At 62.8% G+C, this 19373-nt stretch carries 21 protein-coding genes; 16 read left to right on the forward strand and 5 right to left on the reverse strand.

Going from position 1 to position 19373, the window contains the following annotated elements; genetic code table 11:
- Window positions 1–318 precede the first annotated feature (318 nt).
- From J0909_RS04430 to J0909_RS04490, 13 genes are all read left to right on the forward strand, one after another.
- Complete coding sequence (locus J0909_RS04430; RefSeq protein WP_207260842.1) at window positions 319–1026, forward strand: YggS family pyridoxal phosphate-dependent enzyme; 708 nt, start codon at window positions 319–321, stop codon at window positions 1024–1026.
- An 18-nt stretch (window positions 1027–1044) separates the two neighbouring features.
- Complete coding sequence (locus tag J0909_RS04435) at window positions 1045–1806, forward strand: motility protein A (RefSeq protein WP_207260844.1); 762 nt, start codon at window positions 1045–1047, stop codon at window positions 1804–1806.
- Window positions 1807–1830: 24 nt separating this feature from the next.
- Window positions 1831–2652, forward strand: coding sequence for an OmpA/MotB family protein (locus tag J0909_RS04440; RefSeq protein WP_207260846.1), 822 nt, complete (start codon window positions 1831–1833; stop codon window positions 2650–2652).
- A gap of 2 nt (window positions 2653–2654) precedes the next feature.
- Entirely contained in the window at window positions 2655–3380 is a 726-nt protein-coding gene (locus J0909_RS04445; RefSeq protein ID WP_207260847.1) for an OmpA/MotB family protein, read from the forward strand.
- 78 nt (window positions 3381–3458) lie between these two features.
- A complete protein-coding gene (locus J0909_RS04450; RefSeq protein ID WP_207260848.1) occupies window positions 3459–3962 on the forward strand; it encodes a flagellar basal body-associated FliL family protein in 504 nt (167 codons plus the stop codon).
- 84 nt (window positions 3963–4046) lie between these two features.
- Window positions 4047–4601 carry a flagellar motor switch protein FliN gene (fliN, locus tag J0909_RS04455; protein WP_207260849.1) on the forward strand — a complete coding sequence of 185 codons (555 nt, stop codon included), beginning with the start codon at window positions 4047–4049 and terminating at the stop codon, window positions 4599–4601.
- Window positions 4594–4968, forward strand: a complete 375-nt coding sequence (fliO, locus tag J0909_RS04460) for a flagellar biosynthetic protein FliO (RefSeq protein WP_207260850.1) — start codon at window positions 4594–4596, stop codon at window positions 4966–4968. Before fliN ends, fliO begins: the two co-directional genes overlap by 8 nt.
- On the forward strand, window positions 4961–5722 hold the full coding sequence (gene fliP / locus J0909_RS04465; RefSeq protein WP_207260851.1) for a flagellar type III secretion system pore protein FliP: 762 nt from the start codon (window positions 4961–4963) through the stop codon (window positions 5720–5722). Before fliO ends, fliP begins: the two co-directional genes overlap by 8 nt.
- A gap of 82 nt (window positions 5723–5804) precedes the next feature.
- Window positions 5805–6074: a flagellar biosynthesis protein FliQ gene (gene fliQ / locus J0909_RS04470; RefSeq protein WP_207260852.1), complete on the forward strand. Its 270-nt coding sequence runs from the start codon at window positions 5805–5807 to the stop codon at window positions 6072–6074.
- 107 nt (window positions 6075–6181) lie between these two features.
- Window positions 6182–8599 carry a Lon protease family protein gene (locus tag J0909_RS04475; protein ID WP_207260853.1) on the forward strand — a complete coding sequence of 806 codons (2418 nt, stop codon included), beginning with the start codon at window positions 6182–6184 and terminating at the stop codon, window positions 8597–8599.
- 138 nt (window positions 8600–8737) lie between these two features.
- Window positions 8738–9397: a metallophosphoesterase family protein gene (locus J0909_RS04480; RefSeq protein ID WP_207260854.1), complete on the forward strand. Its 660-nt coding sequence runs from the start codon at window positions 8738–8740 to the stop codon at window positions 9395–9397.
- Entirely contained in the window at window positions 9394–9864 is a 471-nt protein-coding gene (locus tag J0909_RS04485; protein WP_207260856.1) for a 23S rRNA (pseudouridine(1915)-N(3))-methyltransferase RlmH, read from the forward strand. Before J0909_RS04480 ends, J0909_RS04485 begins: the two co-directional genes overlap by 4 nt.
- A gap of 24 nt (window positions 9865–9888) precedes the next feature.
- Window positions 9889–10143, forward strand: coding sequence for a hypothetical protein (locus tag J0909_RS04490; protein WP_207260858.1), 255 nt, complete (start codon window positions 9889–9891; stop codon window positions 10141–10143).
- Window positions 10144–10222: 79 nt separating this feature from the next.
- Here J0909_RS04490 and J0909_RS04495 read toward each other — a convergent pair whose 3' ends face one another.
- The 5 genes from J0909_RS04495 to J0909_RS04515 form a co-directional block, all read right to left on the reverse strand.
- Window positions 10223–11734, reverse strand: coding sequence for a hypothetical protein (locus tag J0909_RS04495; RefSeq protein ID WP_207260859.1), 1512 nt, complete (start codon window positions 11732–11734; stop codon window positions 10223–10225).
- Window positions 11735–11963: 229 nt separating this feature from the next.
- Window positions 11964–13601, reverse strand: a complete 1638-nt coding sequence (locus J0909_RS04500; protein WP_207260860.1) for an AMP-binding protein — start codon at window positions 13599–13601, stop codon at window positions 11964–11966.
- Between the two features lie 97 nt (window positions 13602–13698).
- Entirely contained in the window at window positions 13699–14247 is a 549-nt protein-coding gene (locus J0909_RS04505) for a helix-turn-helix domain-containing protein (RefSeq protein WP_207260861.1), read from the reverse strand.
- Window positions 14248–14451: 204 nt separating this feature from the next.
- Entirely contained in the window at window positions 14452–16092 is a 1641-nt protein-coding gene (locus tag J0909_RS04510) for an AMP-binding protein (protein ID WP_207260862.1), read from the reverse strand.
- Between the two features lie 9 nt (window positions 16093–16101).
- Window positions 16102–16662 carry a helix-turn-helix domain-containing protein gene (locus J0909_RS04515; RefSeq protein ID WP_207260863.1) on the reverse strand — a complete coding sequence of 187 codons (561 nt, stop codon included), beginning with the start codon at window positions 16660–16662 and terminating at the stop codon, window positions 16102–16104.
- 219 nt (window positions 16663–16881) lie between these two features.
- Here J0909_RS04515 and J0909_RS04520 point away from each other — a divergent pair, with 219 nt between their 5' ends.
- The 3 genes from J0909_RS04520 to J0909_RS04530 are packed head-to-tail and all read left to right on the forward strand — an operon-like array spanning window position 16882 to window position 19180.
- Window positions 16882–17745, forward strand: coding sequence for a tetratricopeptide repeat protein (locus J0909_RS04520; protein WP_353616735.1), 864 nt, complete (start codon window positions 16882–16884; stop codon window positions 17743–17745).
- Window positions 17746–17747: 2 nt separating this feature from the next.
- Complete coding sequence (locus tag J0909_RS04525; protein ID WP_207260864.1) at window positions 17748–18401, forward strand: ABC transporter ATP-binding protein; 654 nt, start codon at window positions 17748–17750, stop codon at window positions 18399–18401.
- The gene (locus J0909_RS04530) at window positions 18398–19180 is read left to right on the forward strand and encodes an ABC transporter permease (protein WP_207260865.1); all 783 of its coding nucleotides are present in this window, start codon (window positions 18398–18400) and stop codon (window positions 19178–19180) included. The genes J0909_RS04525 and J0909_RS04530 overlap by 4 nt, the downstream gene beginning before the upstream one ends.
- Window positions 19181–19373: the final 193 nt, after the last annotated feature.

A 19373-nucleotide genomic window follows, 5' to 3' on the forward strand; every position in this document is an offset into this window, starting at 1 on the left:
CAGCGCCTCCCCCCTGCCCGTCCGGACCTTTCGCCACGGCTTCGCGGAGCGGGTGGACGCACGCGGGAAAACGCCTTGCTAGAGAATATCTAGACTTAACGCTCCGACAATATTGATTATTTATATCCAATTGCCGTTCCGGTAAAATTTCGGGTAGTTAGAGGCCGTAAAGTCGTGATATAAGCGGGTACGCGATGGGCGGATGCGAAAAATCATCATTAATTCATTAAACTAATTGAAAATCGGACCGATAAGAGCCATTGGGACATAAGGGCCGATCGCAAGGACCGACAACGGTCCAGCGAGACAGAGTCGAACATGAACGAGAGAAAACAGGAATTGGCCGAACGGACGGCCGAGGTGCGGGAGGCGTTGGCCGATGCCGCCCGGCAGGCCGGGCGCGCCCCCGGGGACGTGACCCTGGTGGCCGTGTCCAAGCTGCATCCGGCTTCGGACATCCGCGACCTGGCCGAAACCGGCCAGACCGAATTCGGCGAGAACTACGTCCAGGAGGCCCTGGCCAAGCAGGACGAACTGGCCGGACTGAACGTCAACTGGCATTTCATCGGCGGGTTGCAGAGCAACAAGGCCAAATACGTGGCCGGGAAATTCGCCCTGGTGCACAGCGTGGATTCCGCCAAGCTGGCTCAGGCGTTGCATAAAAAGGCGACAAGCCTGGGCGTCGTCCAGGACATCCTGATTCAGGTGAACATTGCGGGGGAAACGCAAAAATCCGGAGTCACGGTGGAAGGCCTGCCCGAAATGGCCGAGGCGGTCCTCGGCATGGAGGGATTGCGGCTCGTCGGACTGATGACAATGCCGCCGTTTTTTGACGATCCCGAGCGCGCCAGGCCGGTGTTCGCCCGGCTGCGGGAGCTGCGCGACGGGTTGGAACCAAGGCTGGGCGTGCTCCTGCCGCACCTGTCCATGGGCATGACCGGCGACTTCGTCCCGGCCGTGCAGGAGGGGGCGACCCTGGTGCGCATCGGCACGCGGATTTTCGGGACGCGGCCGCCGCGCGGCTAAGAACAAAGCGGAGACAGCATGGATCTGGGTACCATAATCGGCATCGTCCTCTCCTTCGGACTGGTCCTGTCGGCCATCATGACGGGCTCCAGCCTGATCATCTTCGTGTCCGTGCCCTCCCTGCTTATCGTGGTGGGCGGCACCATCGGGGCCGGGCTGGTCAACTACCCCATGAACTACATCATCGGGGTCATCGGCGTCATCAAGAACACCTTCTTTTCCAGCCTGGATTCCCCGGCCGAGATCATCGACCGTTTCAAGGACTACGCCAACCGCGCCCGCCGCGAAGGCATCCTCTCGCTGGAACCGCTCATCAAGGAGATCGACGACGACTACATGCGCAAGGGGCTGCAACTGACCGTGGACGGCCTGGAACCGCAGACCATCCAGGAAATCCTGGAAACCGAAATATCCTACCTGGCCGAACGGCACGCCACGGGCGCGGACGTGGTCTCGGCCCTGGGCACCCTGGCTCCGGCCATGGGCATGATCGGCACAGTCATCGGCCTGGTGCAGATGCTCCAGACCATGAGCGACCCGTCCTCGATCGGTCCGGCCATGGCCGTGGCCCTGCTGACCACCCTGTACGGCGCGATCATCGCCAACCTCGTGCTCATGCCCATGGCGGGCAAGCTCAAGGCGCGCAGCAAGGAGGAAATCCTGCTGCGCGAAATGATCATGGAAGGCATCCTGTCCATCTCCAAGGGCGAGAACCCGCGCATCATCGAGGAGAAACTGAACAGCTACCTGCCGCCCAAGGACAGGATCGTCTCGGACTAACCATCCCGCCCGAGGGGGCGCGCCATGGCCAAGAAGAAGAAAAAACCGGACTGCGAGGACATGCCGCTGTGGATGGTCACGTTCGCGGACTGCATGACCCTCATGCTGACCTTCTTCATCCTGCTCGTGTCCATGGCCACCATCGACCAGCGGCGCAAGCTCGTGGCCCTGGGCTCCATCATCGGCACCTTCGGCTTCGACAAGGCGTCCTACGAGGTCTTTTCCAAGAAGGACACCAAGAAAACCGTTGAGCCCGGCCCCATCGATACCGGCGACCTGGAGCCGCTCCAGGCCCTGAAATGGGAAAACGTGGACGACGACATCAATTTTTCCTCCAGCCGGTTCGTCCAGATCTTGTCCATCAACGCCAGCCTCCTGTTCGGCCCGGACGGATACACCCTCAGTGCCGAAGGCCGGGCCACCCTGGGCCGCTTCCTGCCCCTGCTCAAGCAGGTCAAATACCCGCTGCTTCTGGCCGGGCACACCTCGGACCTGCGCGACGAAATGGACATGAACTACAAGCCCGAGGACGACCACCGGAACCCGGACCTCTCCTGGAAGCTTTCGCTGAACCGGACCCTGGCCATCTACCGCTACCTGCTCGACAGCGGCATGAGCCCGGACATGCTCCGCGTGGAGGCCTTCGGCAAGTACCGCCCGCACTACCCGCCGGACACCCGGGAAAACCGGGCCCGCAACCGGCGGGTGGACATCGTCCTGGACAAGCGCTCCAGCCGGTTGGGCGACCGCATCGTGGAGACCATGCCCGTGGTGCCCGAGCGCAAGGATTCCATGAGCGTGGACGGCTTCGAATTCGACGTCTCCACCCCACCGGAGCTGCGTTAGCCATGGGCAAGAAAAAAAAGGAAGAGCAATGTCCGCCCCTGGCCCTGTGGCTGGTGACCTTTTCGGACCTCATGACCCTGCTGCTGACCTTCTTCGTCCTGCTCCTGTCCATGGCCTCCATGGACAACTCGATCCTGACCAAGGTCACGCTGACCACGGCGGACCTCGGTCTGCTCGACAAACGCGGTTCGGGCCGGGTCAACGCCAAGGAACGGCTCATCGTGGAGCTTATGGAGAAGCCTTGGGAGGTCCTGGACAAACAACAGCGCATCAAGGACCTGCTTTTCCCGGATGACACCCTGCCCGACGAGATCAGCAAGTCCGACCTGAACGACAACCTCGACGTCCTGGCCAAGCAGGACGGCGTGGCCCTGGTCTTCACCGACCAGATCCTGTTCGCGCCCGGCGGATCCTCGTTGTCCGACAAGGGCAAATATCTCATGGCCCGGCTGGTGCCGATGATGACCCAGACCGATGCGCCCATCAACGTGGCCGGGTACGCCGACGCGTCCGACGCCAGCCGGACGCCGCTCGAACTGTCCGGGGACCGGGCCCTGGCGGTGCTCGCCTACCTGGTGGACAAGGGCGTGCCCAATGCGCGATTCTCCCTGTCCGCCTACGGCAACGCCTTCCCGGTGATCAATGAACTGGGCAGGCCGGTCGCCTCGCCCAAGAATCGGCGGGTGGAAATACTGCTCAAGACCGCCCGGCCCATCGGCGGATACTGACGAGTCGGAACTTGGCCTGGAAAAGTGGAACGATTGACGGTAAGCAATGGGTAACAACCCGCAGGAAAGGGAATCGCCATGGCGCAAGAAGAATTGACCCAGGAAGAAGGAAAAAAGAAAAAGAGCGGCTTGATCAAGTGGATCATCATCGTCGTCCTGCTGGCCGCGCTGGGCGTGGGCGGCTGGTTCGGCTACAAGATGTTTTTCGCCACGCCCGCCGAGGACGCCGCCTCCCAACAGGACGCCGCGGGCGACCCCGGCAAGCCTGCCGAGCAACTGGAGGGCCAAATCGTGCCCCTGCCCACGTTCCTGGTCAACCTGGCCGATCCGCTGGGCCGCCGCTACCTGAAACTCGGGGTGGAGGTGGAGGTGCGCGACGCCGAGGCCCAGGCCGACCTGACCAAGTACGAGGCCAAGATCAAGGACACCCTGCTCCTGCTCCTGTCGAGCAAGACCTACGAAGGACTGTCCACCATGCAGGCCAAGGTGGAGCTCAAGCAGGAGATTGCCGACAGGTTGAATCAAATCATCGGCAACGGCGGGGTGCTCCGGGTCTACATCACGGAAATGGTCATCCAGTAGCACGCTTCTTGCTAGCTCCGTATCGGGCCGTCCCGTTTTTTGACGGCCCGGCCGGAGAACAACGTATTCAACGAGGTAAGCGATATGGCTGACGATCAGGATAAACTCGCGCAGGAATGGGCCGATGCCCTGCTGGAAACCGGCGATTCGGACGATCCCCTCGGGAGCCTGGACGATGTGACCGACCCGTCCGAGGCGGGCAGCGCCAACATGGGCAACGACGACGAGGCCCTGGCCGACGAGTGGGCCGCGGCCCTGGCCGAAACCGAGCAGGAAGAGGTCCGTCACGAAAAGGAACAGGCTTTCCTGTCCACCCAGACCCACGACTACGAACTGCCCGACATGGGCCCCGAAGCCAAGGCGGGCAGCTCCTCGGGCAAGCGGGACCTGGACTTCATCCTGGACATCCCCTTGGAGGTCTCGGCCGAACTGGGGCGCACCAAGCTGTTGATCAACGAGCTCCTGCAATTGGGCCAGGGATCGGTGGTCGAGCTGAACAAGCTGGCCGGCGAACCGCTCGAAATCTATGTCAACGGCAAATTGGTGGCGCGTGGCGAAGCCGTGGTCATCAACGAAAAATTCGGTATTCGGCTGACGGACATCATCAGCCCCATCGAGCGGGTGAAGCAGCTTGGCTAGTCCCGCTCCGGCCGTCGCCCCCATGCAACTTCCGGCCGTGGATTCGGGAGCGACCATCCTGACCACCGCCGGATACCTCTTCCTGCTGCTGGGCGTCATTTTTCTGGCCTACTGGCTGCTCAGGCGGTTCGGCGTCCCCGGCGCACTGGCCGGTTCCGGCCGGAACGGGCCCAGGCTGGTCAGCCGACTGATGCTCGGCAACCGCCAATCCGTGGCCGTGGTCCGCTACCGCGACAAGGACCTGCTGCTCGGCGTGACCGAGCACAACGTCACTCTCCTCGACGAGGGGGAGGCCGCCCCGGAACCGGAACAGACCGAGCGCAAGTCCTTCGCCTCGATCCTCCAGCGGAGCTCCGTCCGTGACTAGCCGCGTCCGCCTCGTCGCCCTGCTGGCGCTGCTGGCCGCCGTGCTTCTCCCGGCCCTGTCCTGGGCACAGGGGCCGGTCATCCCCAAGCTGTCCATGGAGCTGGCCGCGGGCCAGGCCGATCCGCAGGAAGTCTCCACGCTGCTGGAGATTCTCTTCCTGCTGACCATCCTGTCCCTCGCCCCGGCCATCCTGCTGACCATGACCTCCTTCACCCGGATCATCATCGTCTTCCACTTCATCCGGCAGGCCATGGGCACCCAGCAGATGCCGCCCAACCAAATCCTGACAGCCCTGGCCATCTTCATGACCATGGTCATCATGTATCCGGTGGGCAAGGCCGTCAACGAGACCGCGCTTCAGCCGTACATGAACGAGACCATCAATTTCACCGAGGCCCTGACACGGGCCCAGGTCCCCATCCGCCAGTTCATGTTCAAGCATACCCGCGAGAAGGACCTGTCCATATTTTACTCCATCACCAAGGAGCCGCGCCCCGAGAACAAGGCGGAGGTCCCGACCATCATGCTGGTGGCCGCCTACACCATCTCCGAACTCAAGACCGGCTTCACCATCGGCTTTCTGATCTACATCCCGTTCCTCATCCTGGATATGGTGGTCGCCTCCATCCTGCTGGCCATGGGCATGATGATGTTGCCGCCGGTCATGATCTCGCTGCCGTTCAAAATTTTGCTGTTCATCCTCATCGACGGCTGGAACCTGCTGGTGGGCTCCCTGGTCAACACGTTCCAGTGACCATGCGCACCGCGTCGCCCGGGGAGGAGTGCGTCCGAAATCCTTCCCTCAACCCCAACCGCCCCGGCAAGGAGGGCCTGAAATGACACCGGAATTCGTTGTCGGTTTTGCCAGACAGGCCATCGAAATGACCCTGGTCATCTCCCTGCCCATGCTCGGCATCGGCATGGCCGTGGGCATCTTCATCTCCATCATCCAGGCCGCCACCCAGATCCAGGAGATGACCCTGACCATGGTGCCCAAGATCATCGCCATCTTCCTTGCCCTCCTCCTGGCCTTCCCATGGATCATGGACAAGATGACCGCTTACACCACGAATCTCTTCCTGAACCTGCCCAACTACATCCGCTAGCCAAGCCCGGAGCCCGCCGCCACGCCGATGGTGACAAGTGGAGGGAAAGGGCTTAGATTCGGGGGTACGGTGTAAACGCCGCGCAAAATCAACCTGAACGAGAACCCATGACCAAGCAGACCCTTCCCAAGGAGTTGCCCGGCAGCAAGCTGCGGGCAGCCCTGGACCCGGCCACCATCCCTTACGCAACCAGCGCCGACGTTCCGGCCCGGAACGTCTATCCCAAGCTCCAGCCCCGGGCGATCCACGCCCTCTCCCTGGCCTTGGAGATCAGGGGTAACGAGCACAACCTGTATGTGGCGGGCGAGCCGAACATGGGCCGCACCTATTTCGTCAAGTCGTTCCTGAGGCCTGCGGCGGCCAAGACCGCGCCGCCGGCGGACTGGGTCTACCTGTACAATTTCGAGGACAGCGACAAGCCCATCGCCGTGTCCCTGCCCGCCGGGAGAGGACGCAAATTCAAACTGGCCCAGACCAAGGCGATGACCCACATCCGCCAGGAAATCCCGGCCCGCTTCGAAAAGGATTCCTTCCAGAAGAAGCACGAGCGCATCGTCAAGAAGTTCAACACCAAGCGCGAAGAGCTGTTCAACAAGATGGACGACACGGCGGAAAAGGAAAACTTTTCGCTGAGCCTGGACGACGAAGGCGTGCTGACCCTGTCCCCCATCGTGGACGGCGAGGTGGTCTCGGACAAAGACTTCGACAAGCTCAAACCCGCCCAGCGCAAACAGCTCAAGGCCAAAGGCGAGGAGCTGCTGGCCGGGGTCAGTTCCATCCTGCGCCAGATCAACCAGAACGAAACGGACATGCGCGATTCCGAATCCGCGCTGCAACGGGAAACAGCCCAGGCGGTGATGGCGGACATCTTCACGCCCGTGGCCGACAAGTTCAAGGACATCGAGGGACTGCCCGACTATTTCGAGGCCCTGGCGGAAGAGGTGGTGGACAACGTGGATCAGTTCACCCCGCGCGACAACTCCCTGGCCGGGCTGTTGCCGGAGTCCATGCCCACGGGCGAGGACTTCTTTACCCGGTTCGAGGTCAACCTGTTCGTGGACAATGGCAAGACCAAGGGCGCACCCGTGGTGGTGGAGGACCATCCCACCCCCTTCAACCTGCTCGGCTCCATTGAACGCGAAGCCGAGATGGGCGCGCTGTACACCGACTTCACCCTGATCAAGGCGGGCTCCCTGCACCAGGCCAACGGCGGCTTCCTGATCCTCAACGTGGAGGACCTGCTGTCCAACCCCAGCTCCTGGGAAGGCCTGCTTCGGGCGCTGCGGTCCGGGCAGTCGCGCATCGAGGACCCCGTGGACCCGGAACAGGTCCGCGCCCGGACCATCCAGCCCGAGCCCATCGACCTGGACCTCAAGGTGGTGCTCATCGGCACGGACGAGCACTACGAGGTCCTGCTTTACAGCGACGACAGGTTCGCCAAGTATTTCAAGCTCAAAGCGCATCTGCAACATGCGGCCGCACGCACGGCGGCGAACATCCGCAACTACATCTCGGTCATCGGGCAGACCGCCCGCGAGGCAGGCGTCCTGCCCCTGACCCGAGAAGCCATGGCCGGGCTCATCGACTTCTCCTCCCGGCTGGCCGAGGATCAGAAGAAGATGTCCCTGTTCATCCCGCTCATCCGCGAGCGCATGATCGAAGCCTCGGCCCTGGCCCGCATGGCGGGCAAGGAAGTCGTGGACATCTCGGCCATGAGCGAGGCGGTCCGGGCCAAGGACTACCGGGCCAACCTCTATGAAGAGGAATTCATGGCCGACTACGACCGCCAGGTTATCAAGGTGGACACGGACGGATACGGCACGGGCCGGGCCAACGGGCTGTCCGTGACCTTGTTCGGCGATTACGAGTTCGGATTGCCGCACCAGATTTCGTGCACCGCGGGCGTGGGCCACGGCGGCATCCTGGACCTGGAGCGCGAGGCCCAGTTGGGCGGCCCCATCCACACCAAGGGCATGATGATCATCAAGTCCTACCTGGTCCGGCTGTTCGCCCAGAACAAGCCCATCGTACTCACCGGGTCCCTGTGCTTCGAACAGTCCTACGCGGGCATCGAGGGCGATTCGGCCTCGGGCGCGGAGCTGGCCTCCCTGCTCTCGGCCCTGTCGGACACGCCCATCAACCTGTCCTACGCCATGACGGGCGCGGTCTCGCAGAGCGGCGCGGTCATGGCCGTGGGCGGCGTTAACCGCAAGATCGAAGGATTCTTCGAAGTCTGCCGCCGCCGCAAGCTGACCGGCCGCCAGGGCGTGATCCTGCCCGCCGACAACGTGGTCAACCTGATGCTCAAGGACGAGATCGTCCAGGCGGTGGACGAGGGCAAATTCCACATCTTCCCGGTCACGTCCATTGAGGAGGCCCTGTTCATCCTCACCGGGCTCAAGTGTGGCACGCGCGGCAAGAACGGCCAGTTCCCGCTCGGCACCCTCTATCGCAGGGTGGACCAGCGGTTGGCCGAACTGGCCGAGCTGGCGCTCAAGACGGCCTCCGGCTCCTGCGGGAAATAGCTCTTCACGCGGCGGGTGTCCGAAAAGGATGCCCGCCGCTTCCCTTTGCACGCCCGAAGGACGGATGCGCGGACCATGCGTTGACGCGGGCCCGGCGCGCCGTTAGTGTCAGGCAACCTCTGCAAAGGAGCCTCTCGAATGTACTGGATAGCGTTCGGCGACATACACGAATCCACCGGCTTGCTGGGGGCCGTGCCCGGCCTGGCCGAGGCGGACGGGGTCATCGTCACCGGGGACCTGACCAACCGGGGCGGACGCGAGTCGGCCAAACACGTGCTCGACGCCGTGGCCCGGTTCAACCCGTGCATCCTGGCCCAACCCGGCAACATGGATGAAGACGACGTGACCGTCTACCTCCGCGAACGGGACATGGACATACACCTGCGCGTGCGTGAATTGGCCCCCGGGCTCAAACTCATGGGCGTGGGCCTGTCCACTCCCACCCCCTTCGGGACACCGGGCGAGGTTCCGGAAGCCACCCTGGCCGCCTGGCTGGACGAAACCTACGCCCTGGCCGGGGATTTCGACCGGCTCATCTGCGTCATCCACGAACCGCCGCTCGACACCAAACTGGACCGTCTGTCCAACGGCCAGCACGTGGGCAGCCCCGGGGTGCGTGCTTTCCTGGAGCGGGTCCAGCCCGACCTGGCCGTCACCGGGCACATCCACGAGGCCAGGGGCGCGGACCGCATCGGCTCCACCCCGGTCCTCAACCCCGGCATGCTCGCCCACGGCGGATACGTGCGCATCAACTTCGACGGACGGACCCTGTCCGCCGATCTGGAGAGCGTCCGGTGAGCAAGATCGGCTTCCTCTGGGTGGGCAAGCTCAAGGAGCGTTTCTCCCAGGACGGATGCGCCCTGTACTGGAAGAAACTCTCGCGCTTCTTCCAGTTGGAGGAAACCGTCATCAAGGACGCACCCGGCAAACTCCCCCCCGCCGAGAAAAACAAGGTGGAAGGCGAACGCATCCTGGCCAAGGTCAAGCCCGGCGACATCCTCATTCTCCTGGATGAATTCGGCGAACGGTTGACCAGCCGCAAATTGGCCGACCTCGTCCAAAAATGGACGGACGCGCCCAACCAGCGCCCGGTCTTCGTCATCGGCGGCCCCTTCGGCCTGTCCGACGAGGTCAAGGCCGCCGCCCGCCACACCATCCGGCTTTCCGACATGACCCTGCCCCACGAACTGGCCCGGCTCCTGCTCCTCGAACAGCTCTACCGCGCCGGGACCATCCACAAGAACATGCCCTACCATCACGACTAGGCGCGAATCACGGAGAGATTTCCCATGCTCGACATCGACTATCTGGAACGTGTGGCCCACTACTTCGACTCCGGCGACTGCAAGTTCGAATTCGAAAACGGCGAGGAGGAACGCCGCCTGCTCATCCTCGACTTCCTCGAACATCTCATGGAACTGGGCGAAAAGGCTGACGAACTGGCCACCAAGCTGATCTTCAAGGACGCCTACGCCACCCTCCTGACCGAGGAAGGCGTGGCCCAGGCCGAGACGGACGAAAAGAACGGCGCCAACGGGGACTAGCCCCGGGACGACGAAGAGCGGCCCCTCGGGCGAACGCCCTTTTCCCTTGCGGCCGCCTGGGCCGCTTTGCGGATCGGGCCTAGTCCATGTTCCGGACCATGCCGCCCGAGGTGGTCAGCACGCTGTCGCCCAGATCGATGGACACCACGCCGTCAAACCACAGGGGGAGCATGGTCGCGAGATCGTAATAGCGCACCAGCGAGAGTCGGCCCTGGCTCTCCAGGCCCGTATTCTTGTTCTTGGCGACGAACGAATCGATATCCGCAGTGAGCATGACCACCCGCAAGGAGCCGACCTCCTTCATGCCCCGGAAGACGAATCCCTGCTCCTCGGGGAACCGGAAGGTGAATTCCGAGTCCTTTTTCTGCAGCCGCACGGGCATGCACACGTCGCCGGACCTGTAGGCGCCTTCGGGAATGACGAAATCGTTTTGCACGTCGTCGGCGGACAAAATATTCATGTCCATGTTGTCCTTGAACTCCCGGATGTCCCGGCCATGACGGTCGGAGGTGAACGTGATGTCCAGCGGCTCCGGCAGCGCCAGGGGCTGGCCCATCACCTTGGCGTCGGCCATGCGCAGACGCCAGGCCATCCTCTCGGCGTCCATGGCGGTTTCGACCCCCAGGGAGCTTTCCAGAAGGGGAATCTTGAGCGCGGGTTTGCCTTTTTTCGCCACCTGGAGCAAGGCCCCGGACCTGTACTCGGCCGAGGCGGGGGCATAACGGAACGCGACGGGCTCGGCGACCGGCTGCAAGGGAGCGCGCTCCAATGCCGATTGCAGGCTGTCGTCCGCTTGGGCCTCCGGCGGCAGGTCCGGTTTCGCGTCCGCTTCCGTAATCTCCCGCATTTCACAGACGATCAGTGTGCCGATATCCTTGATTATGCCGGAGATGGTCAGCGTCGTGGTCGACTGCACCGGGAGCATCTGTTTGGTGAAGGCGGCGGAGATGGAGATGGCGCCGGGTTGATCAGCGCCCTGCCATTTGACCGTCAGCTTGCTGTCGTACGCGAAGACATAGCATTCCCTGCCGTTTATCTCCTTCACGCCTTGATAGACGTAGGCCGGGGACGGCTCCGGAAAAACAATCTGCATGTCCTTGGATTGGAGGGCCTCCAGGGGCAGGGGGATCGAGGGCGCGCCGATGGCGAACGTCCCGGAGGGAAGTCCGAGTTCCAGCAACGATTTCTCGCCCAGCCCCCATTCGTCGACCACCGGCGTCTCATGCACGACCTTGTCGGCCATGTCCTCGCCCCGGGCGTCGGTCGTGAACGAGACGGCATAGAACGGCTTGGTCCCCTTGGCGACGCCGAAGGACCGCATGTTCTCCAGGGTCACGTCCCAGGCCACCCGCTCCCCGGCCTCCTTTGTCGAATAGCGGGCGTCATAGGCCATCATCGGCACCATTTTCCCGACTTTGCCCTTGCCGACCATGATCATGCCGACCTCCGTGCGGGTGTGCGTCGAGCCGGTCCCGTAACGGAACTCGGTCAGTCCGTTAGCGTCCGGCCCGTCCGGGCCGCCGAGGCTGTGTTGGCAGGACGGCAGGAACAGAAGACAGACGAAGAACAGAACCGAAAGACGAGCGTACATGGCGAATCCCTTTGCTGAAACGTTGCCGGACGGGGTGGTCTCACCGCAACCCGGGGCCGGGCTGCGAAGGTCCCCCGTATGCCGTCGCACGGCAATGAGCAAGTATTCTTCTACATCATTATATGATGCTATGCTTGCCGCATGGACCACAGAAGTTAACAATAAAAAGCGCCCCCCGTCGCGGACGGGGGGCGCTTTCGATCGTTTGTTTTCCGGGAACGACAGCCCCCTACTTAGCCAACCGGGCGAGGTCGGCCTCGCGGATTTCCTTGCGCTTGATCTTGCCGGAGATGGTCTTGGGAAGTTCGTCCACGTATTCGATGACGCGCGGGTATTTGTACGGCGCGGTCAATTCGCGGACGAACGCCTGGAGCTGCTTGGTCAGCGCCTCGTCGCCTTCGTAGCCGGGAGCGAGAACGACCGTGGCCTTGACGATCTGGCCGCGCACGTCGTCGGGCAGGCCGGTCACGGCGGCCTCGATGACCGCCTCGTGGGCCACCAGGGCGGACTCCACTTCGAACGGTCCGATGCGGTAACCCGAGGACTTGATCAGGTCGTCAGTGCGGCCCATGAACCAGAGGTAGCCGTCTTCGTCGGCCCAGGCCTTGTCGCCGGTGTGATACCAACCGTGGCATTTGACGCAGGCGGTCTTTTCCGGTTCGTCCATGTACGAGTCGAACAGGCCGAGCACGGGTGAGTCGATGTTGATGCAGATCTCGCCTTCCTCGCCCTGGGGCACTTTGTTGCCCTCCTCGTCCATGAGCGCGATATCCCAGCCGGGCACGGGCTTGCCGATGGAGCCGGGCTTGGGCTCCATGAACTTGAAGGTGGCCACCTGCAGGGTGGTCTCGGTCTGCCCATACCCCTCGAAGATGGGCATGCCCACCGCCTTTTGCCAGGCATGGAAAACCGAGTCGTTGAGCAATTCGCCCGCCGTGGTGCAATGCCGCAGGCTGGAGAGGTCGTATTGCGACAGGTCCTCGCGCACCAGGAAGCGGTATATGGTCGGCGGCGCGCAAAAGGTGGTCACCTTGTTATCGGCCACGACCTTGAGCAGGTCGCCGGGATGGAACTTGCCCCGGAAATCCCAGACGAAGATGATCGCCCCGGCCATCCACTGGCCGTAGAACTTGCCCCAGACCGACTTGCCCCAGCCCGTGTCGGACACGGTCAGGTGGATGTCGCCCTCTTCCAGGTCGTGCCACAATGCGCCGGTGGTGTAGTGGGACGCGGCGTATTTGTGGTTGTGCAGGACCATCTTGGGCAGCCCCGTGGTACCGGAGGAAAAGAATATGACCATGGGGTCGTTGCCGCCGGGGGAGTCCGGGGTGCGCGGAAAATGCGCGTCGCCCGAGGCCAGCAGCCCGTCATAATCGGTCCAGCCGTTTTCGGCCGTGCCGCCCACCTGGACGAGCCGGACCAGGCCGGGGCAGTCCGGCCGGGCGCGGTCCACGCGCTCCACGATGGAGTCCTCGCAGACGATCATGGAAATGCCCGCGTAGTTGACGCGCTCGCGGATGTCCTTGCGGGTCAGCAGGGACGGGGACGGGATGGGCACCGCGCCGATGCGGTGCAGGGCGAGCATGGTCACCCAATATTCCACCCGGCGGTAGAGGATGAGCATGACCCGATCGCCCTTTTTCACGCCCTTGGCGACCAGAGCGTTGGCCAGCCGGGAGGAGGATTCCTGGAAATAGCCGAAATCGAGATCGCGCCGGTTGTAGTCGTCGTCCACGTGGATGAGCGCCAGGGTCTTCGGGTCCTTGGCGTCCAGGACGTCGAAGGCGAAGTTGAAATCATCGGGGCATTCCGGTGTGTATCGTTCGCAAAAATCCTTGTATCCGGCGTATTCTTCTTTGGTAAACATAGGGGTTTTCTCCGTGATTCGAATCAGGTTTTGTGATTTTTCCCGCAACAAAAATCGGTAAACTTTTCCGGGCGGGTCGGATGTTCTCCGACCGGCCCTATAGAATCACGTCGAGAAAACGAACGGATTTGCCATCCAGGCCGCGCAGGGCATGGGGCGTTTCCGAGTTGAAATAAAATGAATCGCCGGGCTCGACGATGATCGGCTCACCGCCGAGACGCACCTCCAGACGACCTTCGAGCACGTAGATGAATTCCTGGCCCCGGTGGGAGGTCTCGGTCATGTCCTCGCCGGACTTGGGCGGGACCGTGATCAGGAAGGGCTCCATCTCGCGTCCGGCGAATTTGTAGCCCAGGGACTTGTAGTCGTAGTCCTTGCGCCGGTCCACGGAGAAGCCCTCGTCCTTGCGCACCAGCGAATAGGACTTCAGGTGCGGCTCGCGGCCGGAAATGAGCGTGGTCAGGTCCACACGGCACAGCCGGGACACGTCCAGCAGATAGCCCACCGGAATCTCGATGGTCCCGGACTCGTAGCCAGTGACCTTCTCCTCGCTCACGCCGAGCAGGTCGGCCATCTCCTTGGGCGTCCAGCCGACGCCTTCGCGCACGCCCACCAGACGGGGCGCGATCTCCTTGTACTGTTCCATTCCATACCTCCTGAAAAAGCGGACTCTTCAAAACATCTCGGCCATCGCGCCGAAGCGGCGCAGGGCTGCAAGCGTCCGGAAAAGTCCCTTTCCCGGAAGCGCATGCCGCCCTGTTGCCCTACCCTTTGCCGAAACGGACGGCAAGGGATTCGGGGGGAACCTCCCTGAAGAAGGTTCCCCCCGAATCTTTTCCGCATATCGCCGCTACGCGTCCGGCCACAGGTCGGCGGCCAGTTCGCGGAGCTTGTATTTCTGGATCTTGCCCGAGGCGGTCATGGGATAGGCCTCCACGAACGTCACGTATTTCGGAATCTTGTACCGGGCGATCTTGCCCCGACAGTAGTCGATGACGTCCTCGGCCTCCAGGTCCGCGTCGCCCTTCCTGATGACGAAGGCGCCGCATTCCTCGCCGAACTTGCCGCTCGGCACGCCCGCCACTTGCACATCGAGAACGCCGTCCATCTGGTACAGGAATTCCTCGATCTCGCGCGGGTAGATGTTCTCGCCGCCCCGGATGATCATGTCCTTGAGGCGGCCGGTGATGGTCAGGTAGCCGTCCTCGGCCATGACCCCGAGGTCTCCCGAATGCAGCCAGCCCTCGTCGTCGATGGCCGCCCGGGTGGCCGGCTCGTTGTTGTAGTAGCCCTTCATGACGTTGTAGCCCCGACAGCAAACCTCGCCGACCTCGCAGGGAGGGCATTCCTCGTTGGTCTCGGGATTAACCACCCGGACCTCGATCTCGGGCATGGCCCGGCCCACGGTTTCGGTCATGTGCTTGAGCGAATCGCCCACCACGGTCTGGCTCATGACCGGGCTGGCTTCCGTCAACCCGTAACAAATGGTGATCTCGCGCATGTTCATCTGCTCGATGACCCGCTTCATGACCTCCACCGGGCAGGGCGAACCGGCCATGATCCCGGTGCGCAGCGACGAGTAGTCGAAACGCGAGAACAGCGGATGGTCAAGGATGGCGATGTACATGGTCGGCACGCCGTACACGGCGGTACACCGTTCCTGGTCGATGGCGGCCATGACGTCGAGGGGCAGGAAGTCCTCCAGGATGACCATGGTCACCCCGTGGTTGACCGCGGCCATAACCCCGAGCACGCAGCCGAAGCAATGGAACAGCGGCACGGGCAGGCAAAGCCGGTCGCCGGGCACGAACTTCTGGTTCGCGCCGATCCAGTACCCGTTGTTGAGGATGTTGTAATGGGTCAGCTGCACGCCCTTGGGGAACCCGGTGGTGCCCGAGGTGTACTGCATGTTGACCACGTCGTGCGGGTCCAGGGAAGCCTGCCGTTCGGCGTATTGCTCGTCCGAAACCATGGCGGCCATGGCCTGGAGCTCGGGGATGGAGTACATGCCCCTATGTTTTTCGTGGCCCAGGAAGAAGACCCGCTTCAAATGCGGGAACTTCTCGCTTCTGAGCTGGCCGCGCTCCTGGGTGCGCAGTTCCGGAATCTGCTCGTAGGTGGTGGTCAGGTAATCGTGGTCACGGTATTGGCCGATGATGAACAGGTTCTCGGTCTCGGAGTGGCGGAGCAGATATTCCAGTTCATGGGAGCGATAGTGGGTGTTGACCGTGAGCAGGACCGCCCCGATCTTGGCCGTGGCGAACTGCAAGGCCACCCAGTAAGGCACGTTGTTGGCCCATATGGCCACCTTTTCGCCTTTCTTGACGCCGAGCCCCATCAGCCCCTTGGCGATGGTGTCGGTCAATTCGTCGAATTCCCGGTAGGTCAGGCGGAAATCCCGATCCACGTAGACCACGGCCTCGGTGTCCGGGTGTTGTCCCGCGATCTCGTTCAGCAGGTTTCCGAGGGTAATTTCTCGAAGTGCACTCATACACCCTCCTTATTCCGGGAAATACAGGACCGCGTAGATCTCGGCCTTTTCATCCCCGCCGCAGGCCACGTTGTGGGGCACGATGGAGTTGAAATAGACGGAGTCGCCCGCTTCGAGGATCTTCTCCTCCTGGGCGTAGCGAACCCGCAACTTACCGGAATGGACCACGATGAACTCCTCGCCCTCGTGGGAGGACAGGGATTCGTCCCGGGCCGACTCGGGCAGCAGCTCGATGAAGAACGGCTCCATGTGGCGGTCGGTCTTGCCCTTGCCCAGGGAGTGGAAGATCAGCCCGGTCTCCTTGCCGTCGGGGTGCATGACCAGCTCCTCCTCGCGCTCGTCCAAACGGGTGATCAACGGGTCGCTCGAAACGAGGTCGTCCATGAAGGTGCCCAGGCGGACGCCTAGGGCGCGGGCCAGCTTTACCAAAGGCCGCAAGGAGGGGTACATGTCCTCCTCTTCCACGGCACGGATGAAATCCCCGGACAGAGTGGTTCTGTCGGACAACTCCTCAATGCTCAGATTCTGCTTCTCACGATAGGCGCGAATCCTCTTCCCGATCGTACTCATGTTGTCTCTCCGTTTTCGATGGCAAACGCTGGCGCAAGGCCTCTTTCTCCGCTGACGGAAGCGTCGGTGGACGACCGTCGACCCTGCGTGTAGCGGATATAAAGCCATTTGTCACCTTTTGACGAAACCTCCCTGCTCAACCGTTAGACCGGTTGCCTTCCAAAGCGACCGAGTGTACCTTTTCCCTTCACGCCATTTTCGAGAAAACGAGGCATCGACGTGACCCCTGACGATACTCTGACACTAAACTTTTCCCTCAAGGGAAACAGCCGCGCCACGGGCGCTCCCAAGCCGTCCCGCACCGCAGGCGCGTCCAGGCCGCGGCGCACCCCGGCCGACGCCCGCGCGGTCAAGATCTCGGGCGCCTTCTCCACCCAGGAGACGGCCATGGTCGGCACCGGCACCACCCGGCGCAAGACCGTGCAGAAATCCTTCTGGTTCGCCGAGGAGATCGAGCCCGCCCCGGACGGGGACCGCATGGTCCGGGTCCAGCCTTTGAACACCCACAACGTCCCTTCCGGACCCAAGGAAGACGTCCCCTTTCCCGATTTTCTCGCCCGCTTCAGCCCCGAGATCGAATTCTACCAGGCCGAAGTCTACCCCCGTATGCGGGAGCTCTCGGACACCCTCCAACGGGCCGAGGAGCAGCGCGGCCAGGGGGCCCTCTACTCCGCCCAGTTCGAGTTCGAATCCGCCCTGGGGCTGGACGAACAGAACGTCCGGGCCAATTTCGGCCTGGGTCTGACCTACCTGGCCCGGGGCGATGCGGACAAGGCAAGCGACATCTTCCGGCGCGTGGTCGCCCTGGACGCCGCCTTTTCCCCGGAGCACAAGCACCTGTTCAACGAATTCGGGATCAACCTGCGCAAATCCGGGCTCACGGATCAGGCCGTGACCTACTACGCCCGGGCGCTCGAGATCACCCAGGACGACGAAAACCTGTTCTACAACATCGCCCGTGCCCACTATGAACGCGGCGACGAAACCGAATGCCGGAAGTTCCTGCAACAAGCTCTGGAACTGGCCCCGACCATGGACGTCGCCCTCCAATTCCTCGACTTTCTCGACAACAAGGCGAGCTGACCGTGTCTCTCGCCCTGGACAGGGTCTCCTTTGCCTATCCCGACGGCCCGGTCATCCTCAAGGACGCCTCCCTGACCCTTGCGCCCGGCGGCTATCATCTCCTGCGCGGCCCGTCCGGCGCGGGCAAGTCCACCCTGCTGCGCCTGCTCTGTCGCCTGGAGGAGGCCCAGGGCGGAACCATCTCCTTCAAGGGCACGCCCCTCCGCGACATCGCCCCGCCCGAGCTGCGCCGTTGCGTGGCCTATGTGCAGCAGTTGCCCTCGCTCCTGCCCGGCACGGTGCGCGACAATCTATTCCTGCCCTTCGCCTTCAAGGCCAACGCGGGCCTGACCCGGCCCTCCGACAAGGAGATCACGGCCCAGCTTTCGGTCTTCCTCCTGGAGGGCATCACCCTGGAATCCCGGGCCGACAAGCTGTCCGTGGGCCAGGCGCAGCGGATCTGCCTGATCCGTTCCCTGCTCCTGTCGCCCGAGGTCATCCTCCTGGACGAGCCCACCGCTTCCCTGGACGCCCACTCCGCCGGTGTGGTCCTGGACCGCACGCGGGAGCTGGCCGAAAGCGGCGTGACCGTCGTCATGATCTCCCATTCCGAAGACGTGCCCGAAGGCGTGACCCATTTCATTGCATTACAAGATCAAGGGCTGGTGCTGTCGTGACCCCGCACATCATCGAAATCGGCCCATGGCAGCTCGTCCTCTGTCTTGGCTTCGTGCTCCTGGCGGGCGCGACCTCCTTCGTCCACAAGCTCGGCCTGGGCCGCGATCTGGCTGTGGGCACGGTGCGCACCTTCGTACAGCTCTTCCTCATGGGCTTCGTGCTCAAATTCGTCTTCGAGGTGCGCCTGGCTTGGCTGATCCTGCTGCTATTCGCCTTCATGGTCGCGGCCGCCGTGCATACCATCCGGGGCCGGGTCAAGGAACGGACCATCCCCTTCGCCATCCCCACGTTCCTGTCCATGCTTGTGTCCTACGCCCTGGTCTCCATAGTGGTCACCGGGGTCATCGTGGGAGCAAAGCCGTGGTGGACGCCGCAATATTTCATCCCCCTGGCGGGCATGATCGTGGGCAATTCCATGAACGCCATCTCCATCTGCCTGGACCGGCTTTTTTCGGACCTCAAGGCCCGCCGCAACGAGGTGGAGATGCGGCTTGCCCTGGGCGCGGACTTCCGGGAAGCGTCGCGGGACATTCTGGCCGGAGCCGTGCGGGCGGGCATGATCCCGTCCATCAACTCCCTCATGGCCGTGGGGTTGGTGTCGCTCCCCGGGATGATGACCGGCCAGATATTGTCCGGCACGGATCCGTTGACCGCCATCCGCTATCAGATCGTAGTCATGCTGATGCTAGTGGCGTCCACTGCCGTGGGGGCGATGATCGTCACGGATCTGGTGCGAAAGCGGTGTTTTTCCAAGGGGCAGCAATTGTTGCTCCGATAGGGACCGGCCTGGGCCCCTGCTCTTTCCTTTTCCTCTTTAAGCGGCGCGGGCTCCTTGTGATGGCGAGAGCCGCCGGGCGGGCTTTGCCCCGCCCAATGCTCCATGCCCTTTCGGGGGCTCTTCTTTTTTGCCAGCCCAAAGATGGATGAAAAAAGGCATTGGAGGGAGCGTGGCCGCCCGGGGGATCGACGCG

The organism is Desulfovibrio sp. Huiquan2017 (assembly GCF_017351175.1).
Taxonomy (GTDB): domain Bacteria; phylum Desulfobacterota; class Desulfovibrionia; order Desulfovibrionales; family Desulfovibrionaceae; genus Pseudodesulfovibrio.